Genomic DNA, 17,268 nt, shown 5'->3' on the forward strand with positions numbered 1-17,268 from the left:
GAGGAACTATAGCCGCGCTCAGCAATTGGCCCCACGCGGTAAGCTCCAATCTTTTCAAATCCCTTAACTCACATGCGCCGCGCCGACCGCCTCTTCCAWCTCGTCCAGCTGATCCGCGGCCGCCGCCTGAGCACCGCTGAATTCCTGGCCAAACGCCTCGAGGTGTCGGAGCGCACGATTTACCGCGACGTGGCCGACCTGCAGCACCAGGGCGTGCCTATCGAGGGGGAGGCCGGCGTGGGCTACCGGTTGGGCGCGGGTTTTGATCTGCCGCCGCTGATGTTCACGCAAAAAGAGGCCAATGCGCTGGCCGCTTCGGTGCGTCTGGCCCAGGCCTGGCTGGACCCGGCCATGGCCGGTGATGCGGAAGCGGCCTGGAGCAAGATTTTTTCGGTGCTGCCACCCGCGGCGCGCACGGCGGCCGAGGGCGTGCCGCTGTATGCGGTGGTGATCAACCCCGATGAGGCCACGCAGCACAGCCTGCAGCGCTTGCGCGAGGCGGTGCATGCGCGGTGCAAGGTGGATGTGCGCTACCTTGACGGGGCAGGGCGGGAAAGCCGGCGCGTGCTCTGGCCGCTGGGCTGCTTTTACTGGGGCAGCGTCTGGACGCTGGGCGCCTGGTGCGAAGCCCGGCAGGACTTTCGCAGCTTTCGCGTGGACCGCATGGCCGAGGTCGACGTGCTCGAGGAGCGTGTGGGGCATGAAGCCGGCCGCACGCTGGCGGATTATTTGCGCTCGGTGAAGAAGGCCAACGCCAAACCAGCCTGATTCGCCAGGCGTCTCAGGCCGCCAGCGCCGCCTCGATGTCTTTGCCAAGGTCAGCAGGCTTGTCCGAAGGCGCATAACGCCGTATGACCTTCCCGTCCTTGCCGACCAGGAACTTGGTGAAGTTCCATTTGATGGACTTGATGCCGAGCAGGCCGGGTGCCTCGGCCGACAGCCACTGGTACAGCGGGTGGGCGCCGGGGCCGTTGACGTCAATCTTGGACATCATGGGGAAACTCACGCCGTAGTTGACCTGGCAAAACTCGGCGATCTGGTCGTCGCTACCGGGGTCTTGCGAAAGAAACTGGTTGCTGGGAAAACCCAGGACCGCCAGGCCTTTGCCGGAATATTGTTTGTACAGTTCTTCCAGCCCGGCGAACTGCGGCGTGAAGCCGCATTTGCTGGCGGTGTTGACGATGAGCATGACCTTGCCCTTGAAAGCTTCCAGCGGGACGTCTTTGCCGGTGATGTCCTTGGCCTGGAAGTCGTAAACCGTTTTTGCTGCGCCCATGGTTGTCTCCTGTGTGAGCTGCTATCGAAAAGATGCAATTTCCCGCCGGGCCGCCCCAAGGGAAATTAGCTCCCCCCTCTTCTTGTGCAAGGGGCAGCGCATCGCCGTAGGCTCGTAAGCGAAAAGCGTGGGGGCTATTGCTCTAGTGCGATTCTGCACCGCCGGGCGCGGTTTGGGGTGTCGCCGATGGCGCCATGGCCGCCAGTACGGCGGCCAGCACGATCAGGCAGCCGCCCAGCAGCACGCGCGGCGTGAGCTCGGCAGCGCCCAGCGCGGCCGAGGACAGGCTGGCGAACAGGATTTCGGTCAGCATCACGATGGCCGTGGTGCCGGCGGCCAGGCGTGCCGCGCCGTATTGCAGGCCGGCATTGCTGGCCATGAAGGCCAGCGCCAGCCCCAGCACCACCGGGATGCCGGCCGACGCCAGTGCCGGCGCGGGCACCAGGGCCTGCGACATGCCCGCCAACGCGGCGCAGGCCGCCATCAGGCCGCTGCCGCCGAACATCGCCAGCATGCGCGATTCGCTCGGCGTGTGTTTGTATTTGCGCAGCACGGCATTGGTCACCGCGAAGCTGAAGCCGCCCATGATGGCCAGCCAGTCGGCGCCGCTTTGCGGCACGGGCCAGGGAGATTCGGGCGTCTTCAGCACGATAAGCACGCCGGCCATGGCCAGCAGCAGGCGCAGCAGTGAGGCTGGCGTGGGTTTTTCGCCCAGCATGACCCAGGCCACCAGCACCGACCAGGCCGGCATCATGTAAAACAGCAGCACCACGCGCACTACGTCGCCCACAGTCACGGCCCAGTTGAAGCCGACGTTGGTCAGGCCGGAGGCGGCCGCCAGGAACCACAGCTGTGGATGGGCCAGGAAGCCGCGCCAGGCTTGCGGGCGCAAAGTCAGCAGGCCGGTGACCACGACCGCGTAGACCAGGGCCGTGGTCCACAGCGGGTGCAGCCCGTGGCCTTGCAGCTGGCGCAGCGGCCACCAGGACACTCCCCAGATGAAGGCGTTGAGGGTGAGGGCAAGAACGGCTTTGGAGGTGTTGCCTGCAGCAACACCGTGAGACGCATCAACTTGCATCAGTGCGATTTATCGCTGCGGGCGATGCTCAGCAGGTGGTCGACCTGCTCTTTGTATTTGACGGTGTTGCTTTTGTGCCAGCGCTGGATCAGCCACATGAAGCCGGCCACCACGACGCCGAAGGCGGTGATGGCGCCGAAGGCCGACAGGCCCAGGCCGGTGGACAGGCTGTAGAAAGCGCCCAGGCTCAGGATGCAGGCCTGCTCGTTGAAATTCTGCACCGCGATGGAGCGTCCCGCGCCCATGAGGTTGTGGCCGCGGTGCTGCAGCAGCGCGTTCATGGGCACCACCAGGAAGCCGCCCAGGCCGCCCAGCAGGATCAGGAAGGGCGCGGCTACCCAGACGTTGCCGATGAAATTCATCAGGATGACCAGCAGGCCCATGGCGATGCCCAGCGGCATCACGCTGGTGGCCTGGTCCAGGCGCATGCGCATGGAGGCCAGCACGGCGCCCACGGCCGTGCCTATGGCCACCACGCCGACCAGCGAGGAGGCCTGCGAGGTGCTGTAGCCCAGGGCCGCGGCGCTCCAGGCCAGCACGATGTAGCGCAGGTTGCCCGACACGCCCCAGAACAGGGTGGTGGTGGACAGGGAAATCTGGCCCAGCTTGTCGCGCCACAGCGCCGAGTTGCAGTTCCAGAAGTCGGGCAGCAGTTCGAGCTTGTTGCGGGGCATGGGCCGCATCTCGACACCGGTGTCGGGGATGCGGGTGTTGAACCAGGCCGCGATGATGTACAGCAGGATCAGCACGGAGATCGCCGCTTCGGGCGCGGTGTCTATGCCGGTCTCGAAAATGGGGAAGTCAAAGGACAGCAGCAGGTTGGACACGGTATGGCCGACCAGCTGSCCGCCCAGCAGCACGCCCAGRATGATGGAGGAAATCGTCAGCCCYTCGATCCAGCCGTTGGCCTTGACCAGCTGCGAAGCCGGCAGCAGTTCGGTCAGGATGCCGTATTTGGCGGGCGAATAAGCGGCGGCGCCCAGCCCGACGATGGCGTAGGCCAGCAGCGGATGCGAGCCGAACAGCATCATGAGGCAGCCGATCACCTTGATCGCGTTGCTCACGAACATGACGTTGCCCTTGGGCCGCGCGTCGGCGAAAGCACCCACAAAAGGGGCCAGCACGACGTAAAACAGGGCAAACATGGGAACCAGCGCCGCCGGCTGCCACTTGGGCGCCCCGCTGGTCTTGAGCAGCTCCACGGCGGCCACAAACAGCGCGTTATCAGCCAGCGAGCTGAAGAACTGGGCCGCCATGATGGTGTAAAAACCGCGCTTCATTAAACTGTTGTGGTCATTGCGGCACTGCATCAGCCGATCTGATGCTGCAAGATAAGGGTGAATGTCTCCAGACGATTCCGGTTTATAGCATGGGGGGCGGTGCCAGAATGAGAAAAGCCCTCGAATACGTTCCGGCCCGCCGATCCCGCTATCCCACACCAACCACACATCACCGCGCCATGCCACGTCCCATTCTCGCCACCATCCACACCGCCGCACTGGCCCACAACCTGGGCCGCGCGCGCGAGGCCGCGCCCGATGCCAAGGTCTGGGCCATCGTCAAGGCCAATGCCTACGGCCACGGCATCGAGCGTGTTTTTGACGCGCTGCGCAGCGCCGACGGCTTCGCGTTGCTGGACCTGGCCGAGGCGCAGCGCCTGCGCGCGCTCGACTGGCGCGGCCCCATCCTGCTGCTTGAAGGCTGTTTTGACGCGCGCGACCTGGAGCTGTGCTCGCGCCTGGGCCTGTGGCATGCCATCCATTGCAACGAGCAGATCGACATGCTGGCCGCCCACAAGACGCAGCTGCCGCACCGCGTGTTTCTCAAAATGAACTCGGGCATGAACCGCCTGGGCTTTCCGCCCGAGCGCTTCCGCGCCGCCTGGACGCGCCTGAACGCGCTGCCGCAGGTCGAGGAGATCACGCTGATGACGCACTTCTCCGACGCCGACGGCCCCAAAGGCATAGCCGCGGCGCTGCAGGCCTTCGACGCCGTCACGCACGACCTGCCCGGCGAGCGCACCTTGAGCAACAGCGCCGCCACGTTGCGCCACGGCGACGCGCTGGCTGGGCGTTCCGACTGGGTGCGGCCGGGCATCCTGGTCTACGGCAGCGCGCCCGACTTCCCCGAACACACGGCCGCCGGCTGGGGCCTGCAGCCGACGATGACGCTGTCGTCCAGAATCATCGGCGTGCAGGAGCTCAAGGCCGGCGACACCGTGGGCTACGGCTCCAGCTTCACAGCCGACGCCCCGCTGCGCATAGGCATCGTCGCCTGCGGTTATGCCGACGGTTACCCGCGCCACTGCAGCACCGGCACACCCATGCTGGTGGACGGCGTGCGCACCCGCATGGTGGGCCGTGTCAGCATGGACATGATCACGGTGGACCTCACGCCCGTGCCCGGCGCCGGCATGGGCAGCGAGGTGATCTTGTGGGGCCGCGCGGCCAAGGGCGCTGAGCTGCCGATCGACGAAGTGGCGCAGGCCGGCGGCACGGTGGGCTATGAACTGATGTGCGCACTCGCTCAGCGTGTGCCGGTCGCTGTGGAGTAGAGCCGCTCCTGATGGAATGGTGCATTGCGCGCTCAATCACGGAAGGGACGGATTTCATGGATACATCGGAACTGGAATACGCAGGCTTCTGGATTCGCGTCTGGGCGTCCATCATCGACACCCTGCTTATCTGTGTGCTGGTCTACCCGCTGCTGACGGCGATTTACGGCGACGCCTACTGGGGAGGAACGGACTTCGTCCACGGCCCCCTGGATTTCCTGATCTCCTGGGTGCTGCCGGCCGTCGCAGTGCTGCTGTTCTGGCTGACGCGGCAGGCCACGCCCGGCAAAATGGCGATTGCCGCGCGCATCGTGGATGCCAAAACCGGCAACAAGCCCAGCACCGGCCAGCTGCTGATCCGCTACCTCGGTTACTTTGTTTCTTCCATCCCTTTCGGCCTGGGCCTCTTCTGGGTGGCGTTTGATGCGCGCAAGCAGGGCTGGCACGACAAGATGGCCGGCACGGTGGTGGTGCGCAAAAAATCCGGCACCACCCGACCCGTGGAATTTACTGCCTGAGATCCCGCCTTCATGACGAATACTTCTTCCCTCACCATCCGCCCCATCCGCAAATCGGACTTCGCCGCCTGGCTCCCGCTCTGGGCCGGCTACAACCGTTTTTACGGCCGTTCCGGCCCCACGGCGCTGGCGGACGAGGTCACCGCCATGACCTGGTCGCGTTTCTTTGATGCCTATGAGCCGATTCACGCGCTGGTAGCCGAAGCCGGCGGCGAACTCGTGGGGCTTACGCACTACCTGTTCCATCGCAGCAGCACCCGCATCGTTCCGGTCTGCTACCTGCAGGATTTGTTCACGGCCGAATCGGTGCGCGGCCGCGGTGTCGGCAAAGCCTTGATCGAGGCTGTCTATGAACAGGCCAGGACGGCGGGCTGCGACCGGGTGTACTGGCAAACCCACGAAACCAATGCCACGGCCATGCGGCTGTACGACCAGGTGGCGGAGAAATCCGGCTTTGTGGTTTACGCCAAGGCGCTGTAACCACCACTCCCTTTCGAGACCTTCGCGCCGGCCCACACGCGGTGTAGGTTTTGGCGGACGCCAGCCCTTGTCGCGACCCGCTAATTTTTAATCAGGGCCGCTCGAAACCCACGCGCCGCCCGCTGTGATGCCATGCCGGTGAAGCCTTGCAGCCGTTCGGGATGCCGGCGCCAAGGAGTGCCCATGAGCCAGTCTGAAACCAAAAAAGAGCAGGACCTGCAGTCCATGCTCGAAACATTCGCCAAAGCTTTTACCCGCGGCGACGGCAAGACCGCCGCGACTTGCTGGGAAGTCCCCGCGCTGATCGTCGCGGACCAGGGCACCAAGGCCGTCGCCACGCTGCGGGAGGTGGAAGAGTTCTATGGCGGCGCCGCCAAACAATACAAGGACATGGACATCACCGACACGCGGCCCGAAGTCCAGTCGGTCACCTGGCTGACGGACAAGCTGGCCTCCGTCCATGTGCGTTGGCCTTACCTCGACGCCAAGGGCCAGGCGCGGCCGGAGTCGGAGGCCTCGACCTATGTCATGCGAATCGGCGACGACGGCCGGCCAAGGATTAACGTCGTCGTCATGATGGGATTCAAAAAGGGCTGAGCGGATTTATTGCGGCGCGATCTTTGCGCCCGTGAGTTTTTCCTGCGCCTTCACCAGCGCCGGAACGAATTCCTTGCCGTGGCCCAGCGCGCTGGCCGTCACCAGGCTCTGGTGCACGGCTTCGCCGACCAGGGATGGCACTTTGACCATCTCGGCCAGGTGGGTGTAGTAGCGCAAATCCTTGCGCGCGTTGTCGAGTTCGAACTTGAGGCCGGTGAAGTCGCCGCCCAGGGTCTTGGCCATGGCCTGGAACAGGCCCGAGTTGACGGCGCCGGCGGACACCACGTCGACCAGCTTTTGCGGCTCGATGCCGGCCAGCGCGCCCACGGCGAAGGCTTCGGCCGTGGCCGTGCAGATGGCCTGGCCTATGAAGTTGTTGAGCAGCTTGACGACGTGGCCGGCGCTGGGGCCGCCGACGTGGAAGATGTTTTCGCAATAGGCCGCCAGCACCGGGCGGATCTTGTCGAACACCGCCTGTTCGGCGCCCACCATGGTGTTGAGCTTGCCGAGTTCGGCTTCCACCGGCGTGCGCGCCAGCGGCGCGTCGACCAGGGTGGCGCCACGCTCGGAGCACAAGGCGGCCAGGCGGCGCGTGGATTCGGGCTCGCTGGTCGAGGTGTCGATCACGATGAGGCCGGCCTTGGCTTTGGAGAGCACACCGTTCGCGCCCAGCAAGGTTTCTTCGACCTGCGGCGAACCTGTCACGCAGATCACCACGGCATCGCAGGTGCCGAGTTCGGCAGGGCTGGCGGCCTGTTTCGCGCCGGCGGCCAGCAGGTCGGCTACACGCTCGGTGTTGCGGTGAACGGTGAGGCTCAGGGTGAAGCCCTTGGCCAGCAGGTTGCGCGCAATGCCGTGGCCCATCAGGCCCGATGCGCCTATGACGCCTATGTGTTTCATGCTGTCTCCTGAAAGAAGTGGTGGTGAAAATTGAGTAGAGAGGCGGGGATTCAGTACAGGCCCTTGACCCGCGCCTGCAGCCGCGCCAGGCCCAGCAAGGCGTCGGTGCAGGGCGTGGGCACGCCTGTGAGCTGGCCCAGTTCGCGCACGGCCGTCACCAGCGCGTCGAGCTCCACCGGTTTGCCGGCCTCCACGTCCTGCAGCATGGAGGTCTTGAAGGCGCCCAGCTTGCGCGTGATGACGTGGCGCTCTTCGGGAGTCTGGTTGATGGGGATGCCGATGCGCGCGCCGATTTCCTTGGCTTCCAGCATGATGCTGTGGGTAAAGGCGGTCACCAGCTCATCGTCGAGAACGCGGTCCATGGTCGCGCCGGTCAGCGCGCTGATGGGGTTGGCGGTCATATTGCCCCAGAGCTTGAACCAGATGTCCTTCTGGATCTGGTCGGACACCGGGGCCTCGAAGCCGGCTTTTTCGAGCAGCGCGGCGAGCTGCAGCACGCGCGCCGTCTTGTCGCCCGAAGGCTCGCCGATGATGAGTTTGTTGCCGAAATGATGGTGCACCTGGCCGGGTTCGTCGAGTGAGCAACTCGCATGCACCACGCAGCCGACGATGTGCCGGGCGGGGATGGCTTTGGCCAGTTCACCACTGGGGTCGACCGAACTTAAACGCTGGCCCGCGAGCGCGCCGCCAAAGCCCTGCAGAAACCACCAGGGCACGCCGTTCATGGCGGTCAGCACCAGGGTGTCGGGGCCCAGCAATGGCGCGATGTGGCGCGCGACCTCAGGCAGCGAGGGCGCCTTGACGGCCAGCACCACGAGGTCCTGCACACCGAGTTCGGCCGGCACGGCACTGGAGGCCACGGCCTGCGAGGTGATCTGCCCGCCCTGGTTCAGGCGAAGGCCGTGCAGTTGCAGGGCCTGCAAGGTGGCGCCGCGCGCCACCACGCTGACGCTGCAGCCGGCGCGCGCCAGCCCCATACCTATCCAGCCGCCTATGGCGCCGGCGCCGTAAATACATACCTTCATGCTGTGGTCCATCGTTCTCTTGATCACAAAACCGTCCGCCCGGGGGAAGAGGGCGGTGCCTGCTCAGCGGGGTCGCGGCGGGCTAGCCTTCTGGTGTGAAGCCCACGGCCTTGACGAGCGGGCCCCAAAGCTCGGTGTCAGCCTTGAGCATGGCGGCCAGCTGGGCCGGCGAGGTGGGCGCCGGCTCCAGGAAGGACACGGCCAGCCCGTCGATCACCTCTTGCGAGGCCAGCGCGGAGCGGATGCCGGCATTCAGGCGCTGCACCACGTCCTGCGGCGCCTTGGCGGGCAGGAAGAAGCCGAACCATTCGGTAAAGGCCATGTCCTTGAAGCCCTGCTCCACGAGTGTGGGCGTGTTGGGCGTGAAGCGGCTGCGTTTGGGGCCGCTGGTGCCCAGCAAGCGGCATTTGCCGGACGCCACGTGCTGGGTGAATTCGCCGGTGGGGCCGGACACGGCGGCGATCTGCCCGCCCACCATGTCCAGCACCGCGGGCTGGGTGCCGCGGAAAGCGACGTGGCGCAGGTCCACGTTGCCGGCGCGGCCCAACAGCGCGCCTATGAAGTGCGGCGAGGAGCCGGCGGCCGGCGAGCCGAAGTTGGCCTGGCCGGGGTTGGCCTTGCACCAGGCGAGGAAGTCGGGCACGTTCTTCACGCTGGCCGGCACCATGGGGCCGACGGCGAAGCCGTAGTCAAAAATCGCCGCAGCCGACACCGGGGTCAGGTCGGCCACCGGGTCGTAGGGCAGTTTTTTGTAGGTGTGGGGATAGATGCCCAGCATGGACATGGGCGTGAGCAGCACCGTGGCGCCATCGGGCGCGGCCGTCTTGACGAACTGCACGGCGATCTGGCCGCCCGCGCCGGTTTTGTTCTCGACCACAGCGCTTTTGGCGTAGCCGGGGTGCAGCTTGTCGGCTACGCGGCGCGAGACGATATCGGCGGTGCCGCCGGGTGCGAAGCCGGCGATGACCTTGGTGCTGTCAAGGGCCTGGGCCCAGGCTTGCCGGCCTATGCCAGCCAGCAGGGCGGCGGCGCTGGAAGACTGGATGAGCTGGCGGCGCGAGATGTTCATGGTGTGTCCTCGGGGGGCTTTGGGGAGTCGGTGGGAATGCGGAAAAGCTATTGTCTGTAAAAGCGCGCCTTCATGCACGCCAGGCGGGATTCAGTTGAGGTACGCGGCCAAGTTGTTGCGCTTGCCTTCGTAGACCGGCGTGCCTTCGTCGATGTGCAGCGTCAGGCCGACGGCGTGCTGGGCGAACACCGGGTCCAGGTGCGCGCTTGCGGCGGCCAGCAGGGCATCGCCGGCGCGCTTTTTGAGCGCTTCGCTTCGGCCCGGCGTGATCAGCAGATTCATATAGATAAAAGTGCGGCCGAGCTGGCCGTCGGCCACCGCGAAGTGCGGCGCCGGCCAGGCCATGACCCGCGTGCCGGCGACCGGGAACAGCGGCGAGGCGCCGTCTTCAGCGCGCAGCGCCACCAGAGTGGCGGCCAGGGTGTTGCAGAGTTGGCCCATGTCGGTGAGTGCGTCGAGGTTGGCGGTGTATTGAATGTTCAGGTGCGGCATGGCAAGGTGTGGGAATGCGGGGATGGCGGAATTCCCGCATCATGACCAAAACCCAAAGCCTGGTTATTTGTACAGTAACATCACGCATGGCCAAAGACAAAACGATTTACACCTGCACCGAATGCGGCGGCAGCAGCCCCAAATGGCTGGGCAAGTGCCCGCACTGCAACGCCTGGAACACGCTGATCGAATCGGCCGCCGAAAGCAACGCGCCGGCCAAGAACCGCTACAGCAGCCAGTTCCAGTCGCTGGCCAAGGCTTCGGAAGTCACCGCGCTGTCCGATATCGAAGCCACCGACATGGAGCGCACGCCCACCGGCAATGAGGAGCTGGACCGCGTGCTGGGCGGCGGCATCGTCGAGGGCGGCGTGGTGCTGATAGGCGGCGACCCCGGCATCGGCAAATCGACCCTGCTGCTGCAGGCGCTGGATTCGCTGCAGCGCGCCGGCCTCAGCACGCTTTACGTCACCGGTGAAGAAAGCGGCGCGCAGGTGGCGTTGCGCTCGCGCCGCTTGGGGCTGGACGGTTCGCAGGTCAAGGTGCTGGCGGAAATCCAGCTTGAAAAAATCCTCGCCACGCTGGAAGCCACGCAGCCCGCGATCGCGGTGATCGACTCCATCCAGACCGTCTATTCCGACCAGCTCACCTCGGCGCCCGGCTCGGTGGCGCAGGTGCGCGAGTGCGCGGCCCACCTCACGCGCGCGGCCAAGTCCAGCGGTGTGTGCATCGTGCTGGTAGGCCACGTGACCAAAGAGGGCGCGCTGGCCGGCCCGCGCGTGCTGGAACACATGGTGGACACCGTGCTTTATTTTGAAGGCGACACACATTCGAGCTTTCGCCTGGTGCGCGCCATCAAGAACCGCTTCGGCGCAGTCAACGAAATCGGTGTGTTCGCGATGACGGAAAAAGGCCTCAAGGGCGTCGCAAATCCGAGCGCCATCTTTTTGAGCCAGCACRSYGAGCCGGTGCCCGGCAGCTGCGTGMTGGTGACGCTGGAAGGCACGCGGCCCATGCTGGTGGAAATCCAGGCGCTGGTCGACAACGGCGGGCCCAGCCCGCGGCGCCTGTCGGTGGGCCTGGACCGCGACCGCCTGGCCATGCTGCTGGCCGTGCTGCACCGCCATGCGGGCGTGGCCTGCATGGACCAGGACGTGTTCGTCAACGCCGTGGGCGGTGTGCGCATCAGCGAGCCGGCGGCCGACCTGGCCGTGATGCTGGCCATTACCTCGTCCCTGCGCGGCAAGCCGCTGCCCAAGGGCTTTATCGCCTTTGGCGAGGTCGGCCTGGCCGGCGAGGTGCGCCCGGCGCCGCGCGGCCAGGAGCGCCTCAAGGAAGCGGCCAAGCTGGGTTTCAGCGTGGCCGTGGTGCCCAAGGCCAATGCGCCCAAAAAGCCCATCGAGGGCCTGGCCATCCACGCCGTCGAGCGGGTGGAAGAGGCCATGGAAGTGGTGCGTAGCCTGAGTTAAAAATCGACTCGAAGGACAAACCCATGAAACTCGCCGCCATTTCCGACATCCACGGCAACCTGCCGGCGCTTGAGGCCGTGCTGGCCGATATCGAACAGCAGGGTGTGGACCAGACCGTGAACCTCGGCGACATCCTGAGCGGGCCGCTACAGCCGGCCGAAACCGCCGACCTGTTGATGGCGCGCGGCTTCACCACGATTCGCGGCAACCACGAGCGCCAGGTGCTGGAGCTGATAGACCAGGGCCAGTACCTGGATCCGCTGGGCACCGACGGCTACACGGCCGCCCAGTTGACGGCGGCGCATGTGGCCTGGATACGCGGGCTGCCCGAGAGCCTGGAACTTGCCGGCGGTGACATCCTGCTGTGCCACGGCACGCCGGGCAGCGACCTGGTCTATTGGCTGGAAACCACGGTTGCGGGGTTTGGCCGTGGAGGCGGGGGCCACCCCACCGGCATACGGCCGGCCACGGAGGATGAAGTGATGGAGCGGCTGGGCGGCGCGGCGCAGGGCGGGCATTCGCTGGTCCTGTGCGGCCACACCCATGTGCCGCGCCTGGTGCAGTGCGGCAAGGTGCTGGTGTTGAACCCCGGCAGTGTCGGCCTGCAGGCCTATGACGACGAACACCCGCATCCCCATGTGGTGGAAAACGGTGCGCCGCACGCGCGCTACGCCATCGCCGAAAAAACCGCCGCGGGCTGGCGGGTCGATTTGCGCGCCGTGCCTTACGGCCACGAAGCGCAATCGCGGGTGGCGGCGGGCCGCGGACGCGCCGACTGGGCGCATGCGCTGGCCACGGGCTGGGCCGCGCGGGCGGCCTGAAAAGCGGGTTTCAGTGGCCTACGCACTCCCCGCAGTCCGGTGGCCCGCCAGGGCTGCGAAAATAGCGCCATGAACTTCCAGAAAATCTTTGTTCCCGTGGCCGGTGTCGCGGCTATTGTGCTGGGCTATCGCTTTTACGGCTGGGCCGGTGTGGCCGCGGTCGCCGGCGGCGCGGTCATGTGGGTGCTGCTGCATTTCACCCGCATGATGCAGGTCCTGAAACGCGCGGCCAACCGCCCCATCGGCTATGTCGACAGCGCGGTCATGCTCAACGCCAAGCTCAAGCCCGGCATGACGCTGCTGCATGTCGTGGCCATGACGCGAGCCCTGGGCGAGCGGGTTTCCGCCGAGGACGCGCAGCCCGAGATCTTCCGCTGGGCCGACGCCGGCGAGTCGCATGTCACCTGCACCTTCGTGGGCGGCAAACTGGCGCACCACGAGCTTTTCAGGCCGGCGCAGGACGCGGCGCCGCCCGCCCCGTAAAATCCGTATTTCAGGTTTTCCGGGCGCGCCCCCGCGGCGCACCCGGGGGCCCGCATCACCCCACTCAGAACAAGGATCCCATCATGTCCCCAGTAGCACCCTCCATGGCAGACCGCGACGGCAAAATCTGGATGGACGGCCAGATGGTCGACTGGCGTGACGCCAAGATCCACGTGCTGAGCCACACSCTGCAYTACGGCTGCGGCGCCTTYGARGGYGTGCGCGCCTACAACGCGGCCGGCGGCACGGCGGTCTTCCGCCTCGAAGAGCACACCGAGCGCCTCTTCAACAGCGCCAAGATCCTGCGCATGAAGATTCCCTTCACCCAGGCTGAAGTCAACGAAGCCACCAAAGCCGTCGTGCGCGAGAACAAGCTGGAGTCCTGCTACATCCGCCCGCTGACCTGGATTGGTTCGCAGAAACTGGGCGTCAGCCCCAAGGGCAACCAGATCCACCTGATGGTSGCSGCCTGGGCCTGGGGCGCYTACCTCGGTGAAGAGGGCATGAAGCGCGGCATCCGCGTCAAGACTTCCAGCTACACGCGCCACCACGTCAACATCACGATGACGCAGGCCAAGGCGGTCAGCAATTACACCAACTCCATCCTGGCCAATATGGAAGCGCTGGACGACGGCTACGACGAAGCGCTGCTGCTGGACGCCTCGGGTTTCGTCAGCGAAGGCGCGGGCGAGAACATCTTCGTGGTCAAGGGCGGCGTGGTCTACACGCCCGACCTGTCGGCCGGYGCSCTSAACGGCATCACSCGCAACACCATCCTGCACATCTGCAAGGACCTGGGCCTGGAACTGGTACAAAAGCGCATCACGCGCGACGAGGTGTACATCTCCGACGAGGCATTCTTTACCGGCACGGCCGCTGAAGTCACGCCTATCCGCGAACTCGACCGCATCGAAATCGGCGCCGGCTCGCGCGGCCCCATCACCGAAAAAATCCAGAGCGCCTTCTTTGACATCGTCAATGGCCGCAATCCGAAATACGCCCACTGGCTCGCCAAGGTTTGAGTCCGCACCATGACCACCACTACCTCTTCTTCCGTTGAACTGCTGGCTTCGGACCTCAATGCGCAAGGCGGCGTCTACTGCCCCAGCCCCAAGGCCGACATGAAAATCTGGAACAGCCATCCCAAGGTCTACCTGGACGTGGCACGCACCGGTAGTGCCAAGTGCCCTTACTGCGGCACGGTGTACCAGCTCAAAGCCGGCGAGCATTTCGGCGCCGGTCACTAGCGTGCCTCGTTCCCTTCCAGCGGCCGCCGCGGAACCGGCTTTGCCGGGCCGCAAGCGGCGCCCCTTTGAGGGGGAGGCGGCCGAAGGCCGCATCGGGGGGGAGTCACTGATAGTTGCGCCGCAGTGGATAGGCGACGCGGTGATGACGGAGCCCTTGTTGCGCCGCTTGCATGCGCGCGGCGAGCGCCTCACGGTGGGGGCCCTGCCCTGGGTGGCGCCGGTGTATCGCGCCATGCCGCAGGTGGCCGAGGTCATTGAATTTCCTTTTGCGCACGGCGGCCTGCAGTTCCGCGAACGCCGCGCGATCGCCAAGCGCATTGAAGGCCGGTTCGACAAGGCCTACGTGCTGCCGAATTCGCTGAAAAGCGCGTTGCTGCCCTTCTTGGCCAGCATCCCGGAGCGCATCGGCTATTTCGGCGAGGCGCGTGTGGGCCTGCTCACGCACCGGCTCAAGAACCCCAAGAACAAACCGCCGATGGTGGCGTTTTATTCGGCCTTGAGCGGTGGCGCCGACCTGGAGAAAGACCGGCCGCGGCTGCAGATGGCGCCCGCTGATATCGACCAGGCGCTGGCGGAACTCGGCTTGCAACGCGGCGGCTTCCATGTGTTCGCGCCCGGCGCCGAATATGGTCCCGCCAAGCGCTGGCCGGCCCGCCATTTTTCGGAACTGGCCGCGCGGCTGGACCTGCCGGTGGTGTTGCTGGGTTCGGGTAAGGAGGCGGCGCTGTGCGAGGAAATCGCCGCGCCCGTGAACGCGGTGCAGCCCGGCAAATGCCTGAACTTCGCGGGCAAGACCTCGCTGGTGCAGGCCCTGTGCCTGATCGCTGCCTGCAAATCCACCATCAGCAACGATTCGGGCCTGATGCACGTGGCCGCGGCCTTCGGCGTGCCGCAGGTCGCGATTTTCGGCTCGTCCAGCCCGCTGCACACGCCGCCGTTGAGCGACAAGGCGGCAGTGCTTTGGCTCAAAGCCGACGCGGATTACCAGCCGCCGCTGGACTGCGCGCCCTGCTTTGAGCGCGAATGCCCGCTGGGTCATACGCGCTGCCTGAACGACATCGGCGCCGACCGCGTGCTGGCGGCGCTGGCGCCAAAGCCCTAAGCAGGGAAGGGCGACAGGGGCTCGACGCCCGGCTTGCCCTGCGCCGGCGTGCGCGCCACGTTCATCACCCAGCACACCATCACGAAGTAGCCGACCAGGCTCACGAGCTCGACCACACCTTGCTCGCCAAAGGTCTTGACGGCCGCGGCATAGGTGGCGTCGCAGCAGCCGTGCTGCCGGAGCACCTCAAAAACCAGGTCCAGCGCAACCGCTTCATCGGCGGCCATGCCCGTGGGCTGCCTGCCGTCGGCGATAGCGTCCACGGTGGCCTGGGCCACGCCAGCGGCCACCGCCAGCGGGGCGTGCATCAGCCACTCGAACTGGTTGGCGGTGTGGCGCGCGGCGACACAGGTCGCGAGTTCGCGGATGCGCGCGTCCAGCGTGCTCTCAAAGCGCAGGTAAGCCCCCACGTCGCCGACGCGGCCCATGAGCTGCGGGCTGCGCAGCAGGGGGATGAAGGGGCCGAACACGGCCTTGCGCGGCCCGGCGATGATGGCGTCGGCGGCTTCTCGCTGCGCCGGCGACATGGCCTCGCGCGGCATCAGCGGCATGCGGTCCGCAGTCGAAGGGAAAAAGCCCTGGGGAATGTTGGCGGGCTGGGAGGAGGTGCTCATGGCTTGGCGTCCTGTGGTGGGAGAGATTCCCTAGGGTATCAAAGCCCGCGCTGCCCGGTGCCGGGACAAAAAAAAGGCCACCTCGCGGTGGCCTTTTGAAGGTTCTCCTGGGTGGGAGAACGTCGTTGGGAGATCAATAAATGCTTCACCGACGTCTGTTTTATTTCCCTGTTTCCCTCAATTGCGGGTGTTGTGACAGCAACGCCGGGAACTGTCGCCGATTGCACCCGCTTTGACCATTCTCCAAATAGAGGAGGACGTGGGTTTTTTGCTGAATCGGCCGGGATTTCGTGACTTATTTCACACTGCCGCTGGGGCCAGCGCATGGGCCACGGGCAGTTCCACGATGAAGGAGGCGCCGCCGCCGGGCCGTGCCTCGCAGCGCACGCTGCCGCCATGCCGCTGGCTGATGGACTTGACCAGCGCCAGGCCCAGGCCCACGCCGCCTTCGCGCTCGCTGGCGCCGGGCAGGCGGTAAAAGGGCTCGAAGATGCGCTCACGCTGGCCGGCAGGAACGCCCGGGCCGCGGTCGTGCACCTTGACCACGGCCAGCTGCCTGGCGCCGACGCGGGTCTGCGCGAGTTCGAGGTTGATGTCGCCGGTGCTGTAACGTCGCGCGTTTTCCAGCAGGTTGCGGATGAGCCGGCGCAGCAGGCGCGGCGAACCCTGCACGGTCAGGCTGTGGCTGGTGGCGTCCAGTCCCAGCCCGGCGTTGGGTGCCTTGTCCAGTTCGGCGCTCAGTTCGGCATTGACACGCGCGCATTCCTCGGCCGCCAGGCCCGTGAGGTCCAGGGTTTCAAAGGGCTCGGCATCGGCCTGCTTGGCGTCCAGGCGGCTGGCCAGCAGGATTTCGTCGATCAGCTGGTCGAGTTCGGTGATGCTGCGTGAGATCTCCTTGCGCTGCGGCGAGGCGGCGTCGGTGCCCATCAATTCCAGCCCCATGCGGATGCGTGCCAGCGGCGAGCGCAGTTCATGCGAGGCATTGGCCAGCAGCGACTTGTGCGATTCCATCAGGGTCTCGATGCGCTCGGCTGCGTGGTTGAAGCGCCGGGCCAGGAAGGCCACTTCGTCCGTGCCTTCGGCATTGACGCGGGCCGACAGGTCGCCGGCGCCCCAGCGTTCCACGCCGCGCTGCAGGGCTTCGAGCCGCTGCGTCAGCCGGCGCATGACGGGGTAGGCCCCCAGCGCCACGGCCAGGCCGACCAGGCCCAGCATCCAGCCGAAGCCGAAGCCGAAAGGCGGGCGCATCCAGGGATTGCTGCCGGGCGGGCGCTTGGGCCGGGGCAGCAGCAGGTTCAGCGTCTGGCCGTCTTTGGTTGTGACGTCAAACTCCAGGTCGTCGCCGAGCTTGCGGTCGGGACGGGTCTGCGCCGTGCCTATGACTTCGCCCTTGTCGTTGTGCACCAGCACTTCGCGTATCGGCAGTTGAGGCGGGTCGGCGCTCAGGCGCCAGGCCGCGCCGACCAGGAAGGTCAACACCACGACCGTCGCGACAACGGCCAGCCAGATGCGCACATACAAGTGAGATGTAAACCTGGTCCACATA

20 protein-coding genes are annotated in these 17,268 nt (G+C 66.0%); 11 read left to right on the top strand and 9 right to left on the bottom strand.

The annotated features are described in order from the left end of the window. The first annotated feature begins 72 nt into the window (after window positions 1-72). Window positions 73-768 carry a helix-turn-helix transcriptional regulator gene (locus tag AC1D1Y_RS10075; protein ID WP_477682215.1) on the top strand — a complete coding sequence of 232 codons (696 nt, stop codon included), beginning with the start codon at window positions 73-75 and terminating at the stop codon, window positions 766-768. A 13-nt stretch (window positions 769-781) separates the two neighbouring features. Here AC1D1Y_RS10075 and AC1D1Y_RS10080 read toward each other — a convergent pair whose 3' ends face one another. The 3 genes from AC1D1Y_RS10080 to lplT form a co-directional block, all read right to left on the bottom strand. After that, window positions 782-1,276, bottom strand: a complete 495-nt coding sequence (locus tag AC1D1Y_RS10080; RefSeq protein WP_477682216.1) for a glutathione peroxidase — start codon at window positions 1,274-1,276, stop codon at window positions 782-784. A gap of 142 nt (window positions 1,277-1,418) precedes the next feature. Beyond that, complete coding sequence (locus AC1D1Y_RS10085; protein ID WP_477682217.1) at window positions 1,419-2,354, bottom strand: DMT family transporter; 936 nt, start codon at window positions 2,352-2,354, stop codon at window positions 1,419-1,421. After that, window positions 2,354-3,634: a lysophospholipid transporter LplT gene (lplT, locus tag AC1D1Y_RS10090; protein WP_477682218.1), complete on the bottom strand. Its 1,281-nt coding sequence runs from the start codon at window positions 3,632-3,634 to the stop codon at window positions 2,354-2,356. The genes AC1D1Y_RS10085 and lplT overlap by 1 nt, the downstream gene beginning before the upstream one ends. Before the next feature lie 179 nt (window positions 3,635-3,813). On the opposite strand from lplT, the gene alr reads away from it, so the two are divergent. The 4 genes from alr to AC1D1Y_RS10110 all read left to right on the top strand — a co-directional run bounded on the left by alr (window position 3,814) and on the right by AC1D1Y_RS10110 (window position 6,503). Continuing rightward, window positions 3,814-4,908 carry an alanine racemase gene (gene alr / locus AC1D1Y_RS10095; protein WP_477682219.1) on the top strand — a complete coding sequence of 365 codons (1,095 nt, stop codon included), beginning with the start codon at window positions 3,814-3,816 and terminating at the stop codon, window positions 4,906-4,908. A 56-nt stretch (window positions 4,909-4,964) separates the two neighbouring features. Further along, complete coding sequence (locus AC1D1Y_RS10100) at window positions 4,965-5,426, top strand: RDD family protein (RefSeq protein ID WP_477682220.1); 462 nt, start codon at window positions 4,965-4,967, stop codon at window positions 5,424-5,426. 12 nt (window positions 5,427-5,438) lie between these two features. Continuing rightward, entirely contained in the window at window positions 5,439-5,906 is a 468-nt protein-coding gene (locus AC1D1Y_RS10105; RefSeq protein WP_477682221.1) for an N-acetyltransferase family protein, read from the top strand. Between the two features lie 183 nt (window positions 5,907-6,089). Then, window positions 6,090-6,503 carry a Cif family virulence factor gene (locus tag AC1D1Y_RS10110; RefSeq protein WP_477682222.1) on the top strand — a complete coding sequence of 138 codons (414 nt, stop codon included), beginning with the start codon at window positions 6,090-6,092 and terminating at the stop codon, window positions 6,501-6,503. Window positions 6,504-6,509: 6 nt separating this feature from the next. On the opposite strand, the gene AC1D1Y_RS10115 is transcribed toward AC1D1Y_RS10110, so the two are convergent. From AC1D1Y_RS10115 to AC1D1Y_RS10130, 4 genes are all read right to left on the bottom strand, one after another. After that, the gene (locus tag AC1D1Y_RS10115; RefSeq protein WP_477682223.1) at window positions 6,510-7,403 is read right to left on the bottom strand and encodes an NAD(P)-dependent oxidoreductase; all 894 of its coding nucleotides are present in this window, start codon (window positions 7,401-7,403) and stop codon (window positions 6,510-6,512) included. Between the two features lie 50 nt (window positions 7,404-7,453). Further along, window positions 7,454-8,428 carry a 2-dehydropantoate 2-reductase gene (locus AC1D1Y_RS10120; protein WP_477682224.1) on the bottom strand — a complete coding sequence of 325 codons (975 nt, stop codon included), beginning with the start codon at window positions 8,426-8,428 and terminating at the stop codon, window positions 7,454-7,456. A gap of 82 nt (window positions 8,429-8,510) precedes the next feature. Next, the gene (locus AC1D1Y_RS10125; protein ID WP_477682225.1) at window positions 8,511-9,497 is read right to left on the bottom strand and encodes a Bug family tripartite tricarboxylate transporter substrate binding protein; all 987 of its coding nucleotides are present in this window, start codon (window positions 9,495-9,497) and stop codon (window positions 8,511-8,513) included. A gap of 90 nt (window positions 9,498-9,587) precedes the next feature. After that, window positions 9,588-9,989, bottom strand: coding sequence for a 5-carboxymethyl-2-hydroxymuconate isomerase (locus AC1D1Y_RS10130; protein ID WP_477682226.1), 402 nt, complete (start codon window positions 9,987-9,989; stop codon window positions 9,588-9,590). A gap of 86 nt (window positions 9,990-10,075) precedes the next feature. Between AC1D1Y_RS10130 and radA the strand changes: the two genes are divergently transcribed. From radA to waaF, 6 genes are all read left to right on the top strand, one after another. Continuing rightward, a complete protein-coding gene (gene radA / locus AC1D1Y_RS10135) occupies window positions 10,076-11,455 on the top strand; it encodes a DNA repair protein RadA (RefSeq protein ID WP_477682227.1) in 1,380 nt (459 codons plus the stop codon). A gap of 23 nt (window positions 11,456-11,478) precedes the next feature. Continuing rightward, window positions 11,479-12,276 carry a metallophosphoesterase family protein gene (locus AC1D1Y_RS10140; protein ID WP_477682228.1) on the top strand — a complete coding sequence of 266 codons (798 nt, stop codon included), beginning with the start codon at window positions 11,479-11,481 and terminating at the stop codon, window positions 12,274-12,276. Between the two features lie 69 nt (window positions 12,277-12,345). Further along, a complete protein-coding gene (locus AC1D1Y_RS10145) occupies window positions 12,346-12,759 on the top strand; it encodes a glycerate kinase (protein ID WP_477682229.1) in 414 nt (137 codons plus the stop codon). Window positions 12,760-12,842: 83 nt separating this feature from the next. Then, on the top strand, window positions 12,843-13,781 hold the full coding sequence (locus AC1D1Y_RS10150; RefSeq protein WP_477682230.1) for a branched-chain amino acid transaminase: 939 nt from the start codon (window positions 12,843-12,845) through the stop codon (window positions 13,779-13,781). A gap of 9 nt (window positions 13,782-13,790) precedes the next feature. Beyond that, window positions 13,791-14,006, top strand: a complete 216-nt coding sequence (locus AC1D1Y_RS10155; RefSeq protein ID WP_477682231.1) for a zinc-finger domain-containing protein — start codon at window positions 13,791-13,793, stop codon at window positions 14,004-14,006. A gap of 91 nt (window positions 14,007-14,097) precedes the next feature. Then, window positions 14,098-15,108 (top strand): lipopolysaccharide heptosyltransferase II, encoded by a 1,011-nt coding sequence (gene waaF, locus AC1D1Y_RS10160; RefSeq protein ID WP_477682278.1) that lies wholly within the window; start codon window positions 14,098-14,100, stop codon window positions 15,106-15,108. On the opposite strand, the gene AC1D1Y_RS10165 is transcribed toward waaF, so the two are convergent. Further along, entirely contained in the window at window positions 15,105-15,722 is a 618-nt protein-coding gene (locus AC1D1Y_RS10165; protein ID WP_477682232.1) for a carboxymuconolactone decarboxylase family protein, read from the bottom strand. The two genes, waaF and AC1D1Y_RS10165, sit on opposite strands and share 4 nt — an antisense overlap. Before the next feature lie 300 nt (window positions 15,723-16,022). After that, on the bottom strand, window positions 16,023-17,267 hold the full coding sequence (locus AC1D1Y_RS10170; protein ID WP_477682233.1) for an ATP-binding protein: 1,245 nt from the start codon (window positions 17,265-17,267) through the stop codon (window positions 16,023-16,025). Window position 17,268 lies beyond the last annotated feature (1 nt).

This window comes from Polaromonas sp. P1_G1 (assembly GCF_056405595.1).

Excerpts from the sequence above, each read along its gene's own strand:
- AC1D1Y_RS10115 (WP_477682223.1), bottom strand. The coding sequence starts at position 7,403 with ATGAAACACATAGGCGTCATAGGCGCATCGGGCCTGATGGGCCACGGC.
- AC1D1Y_RS10145 (WP_477682229.1), top strand. The coding sequence starts at position 12,346 with ATGAACTTCCAGAAAATCTTTGTTCCCGTGGCCGGTGTCGCGGCTATT.
- AC1D1Y_RS10125 (WP_477682225.1), bottom strand. The coding sequence starts at position 9,497 with ATGAACATCTCGCGCCGCCAGCTCATCCAGTCTTCCAGCGCCGCCGCC.
- AC1D1Y_RS10105 (WP_477682221.1), top strand. The coding sequence starts at position 5,439 with ATGACGAATACTTCTTCCCTCACCATCCGCCCCATCCGCAAATCGGAC.
- AC1D1Y_RS10140 (WP_477682228.1), top strand. The coding sequence starts at position 11,479 with ATGAAACTCGCCGCCATTTCCGACATCCACGGCAACCTGCCGGCGCTT.
- AC1D1Y_RS10100 (WP_477682220.1), top strand. The coding sequence starts at position 4,965 with ATGGATACATCGGAACTGGAATACGCAGGCTTCTGGATTCGCGTCTGG.
- alr (WP_477682219.1), top strand. The coding sequence starts at position 3,814 with ATGCCACGTCCCATTCTCGCCACCATCCACACCGCCGCACTGGCCCAC.
- AC1D1Y_RS10130 (WP_477682226.1), bottom strand. The coding sequence starts at position 9,989 with ATGCCGCACCTGAACATTCAATACACCGCCAACCTCGACGCACTCACC.
- AC1D1Y_RS10155 (WP_477682231.1), top strand. The coding sequence starts at position 13,791 with ATGACCACCACTACCTCTTCTTCCGTTGAACTGCTGGCTTCGGACCTC.
- AC1D1Y_RS10170 (WP_477682233.1), bottom strand. The coding sequence starts at position 17,267 with ATGTGGACCAGGTTTACATCTCACTTGTATGTGCGCATCTGGCTGGCC.
- AC1D1Y_RS10110 (WP_477682222.1), top strand. The coding sequence starts at position 6,090 with ATGAGCCAGTCTGAAACCAAAAAAGAGCAGGACCTGCAGTCCATGCTC.
- AC1D1Y_RS10085 (WP_477682217.1), bottom strand. The coding sequence starts at position 2,354 with ATGCAAGTTGATGCGTCTCACGGTGTTGCTGCAGGCAACACCTCCAAA.
- AC1D1Y_RS10120 (WP_477682224.1), bottom strand. The coding sequence starts at position 8,428 with ATGAAGGTATGTATTTACGGCGCCGGCGCCATAGGCGGCTGGATAGGT.
- AC1D1Y_RS10080 (WP_477682216.1), bottom strand. The coding sequence starts at position 1,276 with ATGGGCGCAGCAAAAACGGTTTACGACTTCCAGGCCAAGGACATCACC.
- AC1D1Y_RS10165 (WP_477682232.1), bottom strand. The coding sequence starts at position 15,722 with ATGAGCACCTCCTCCCAGCCCGCCAACATTCCCCAGGGCTTTTTCCCT.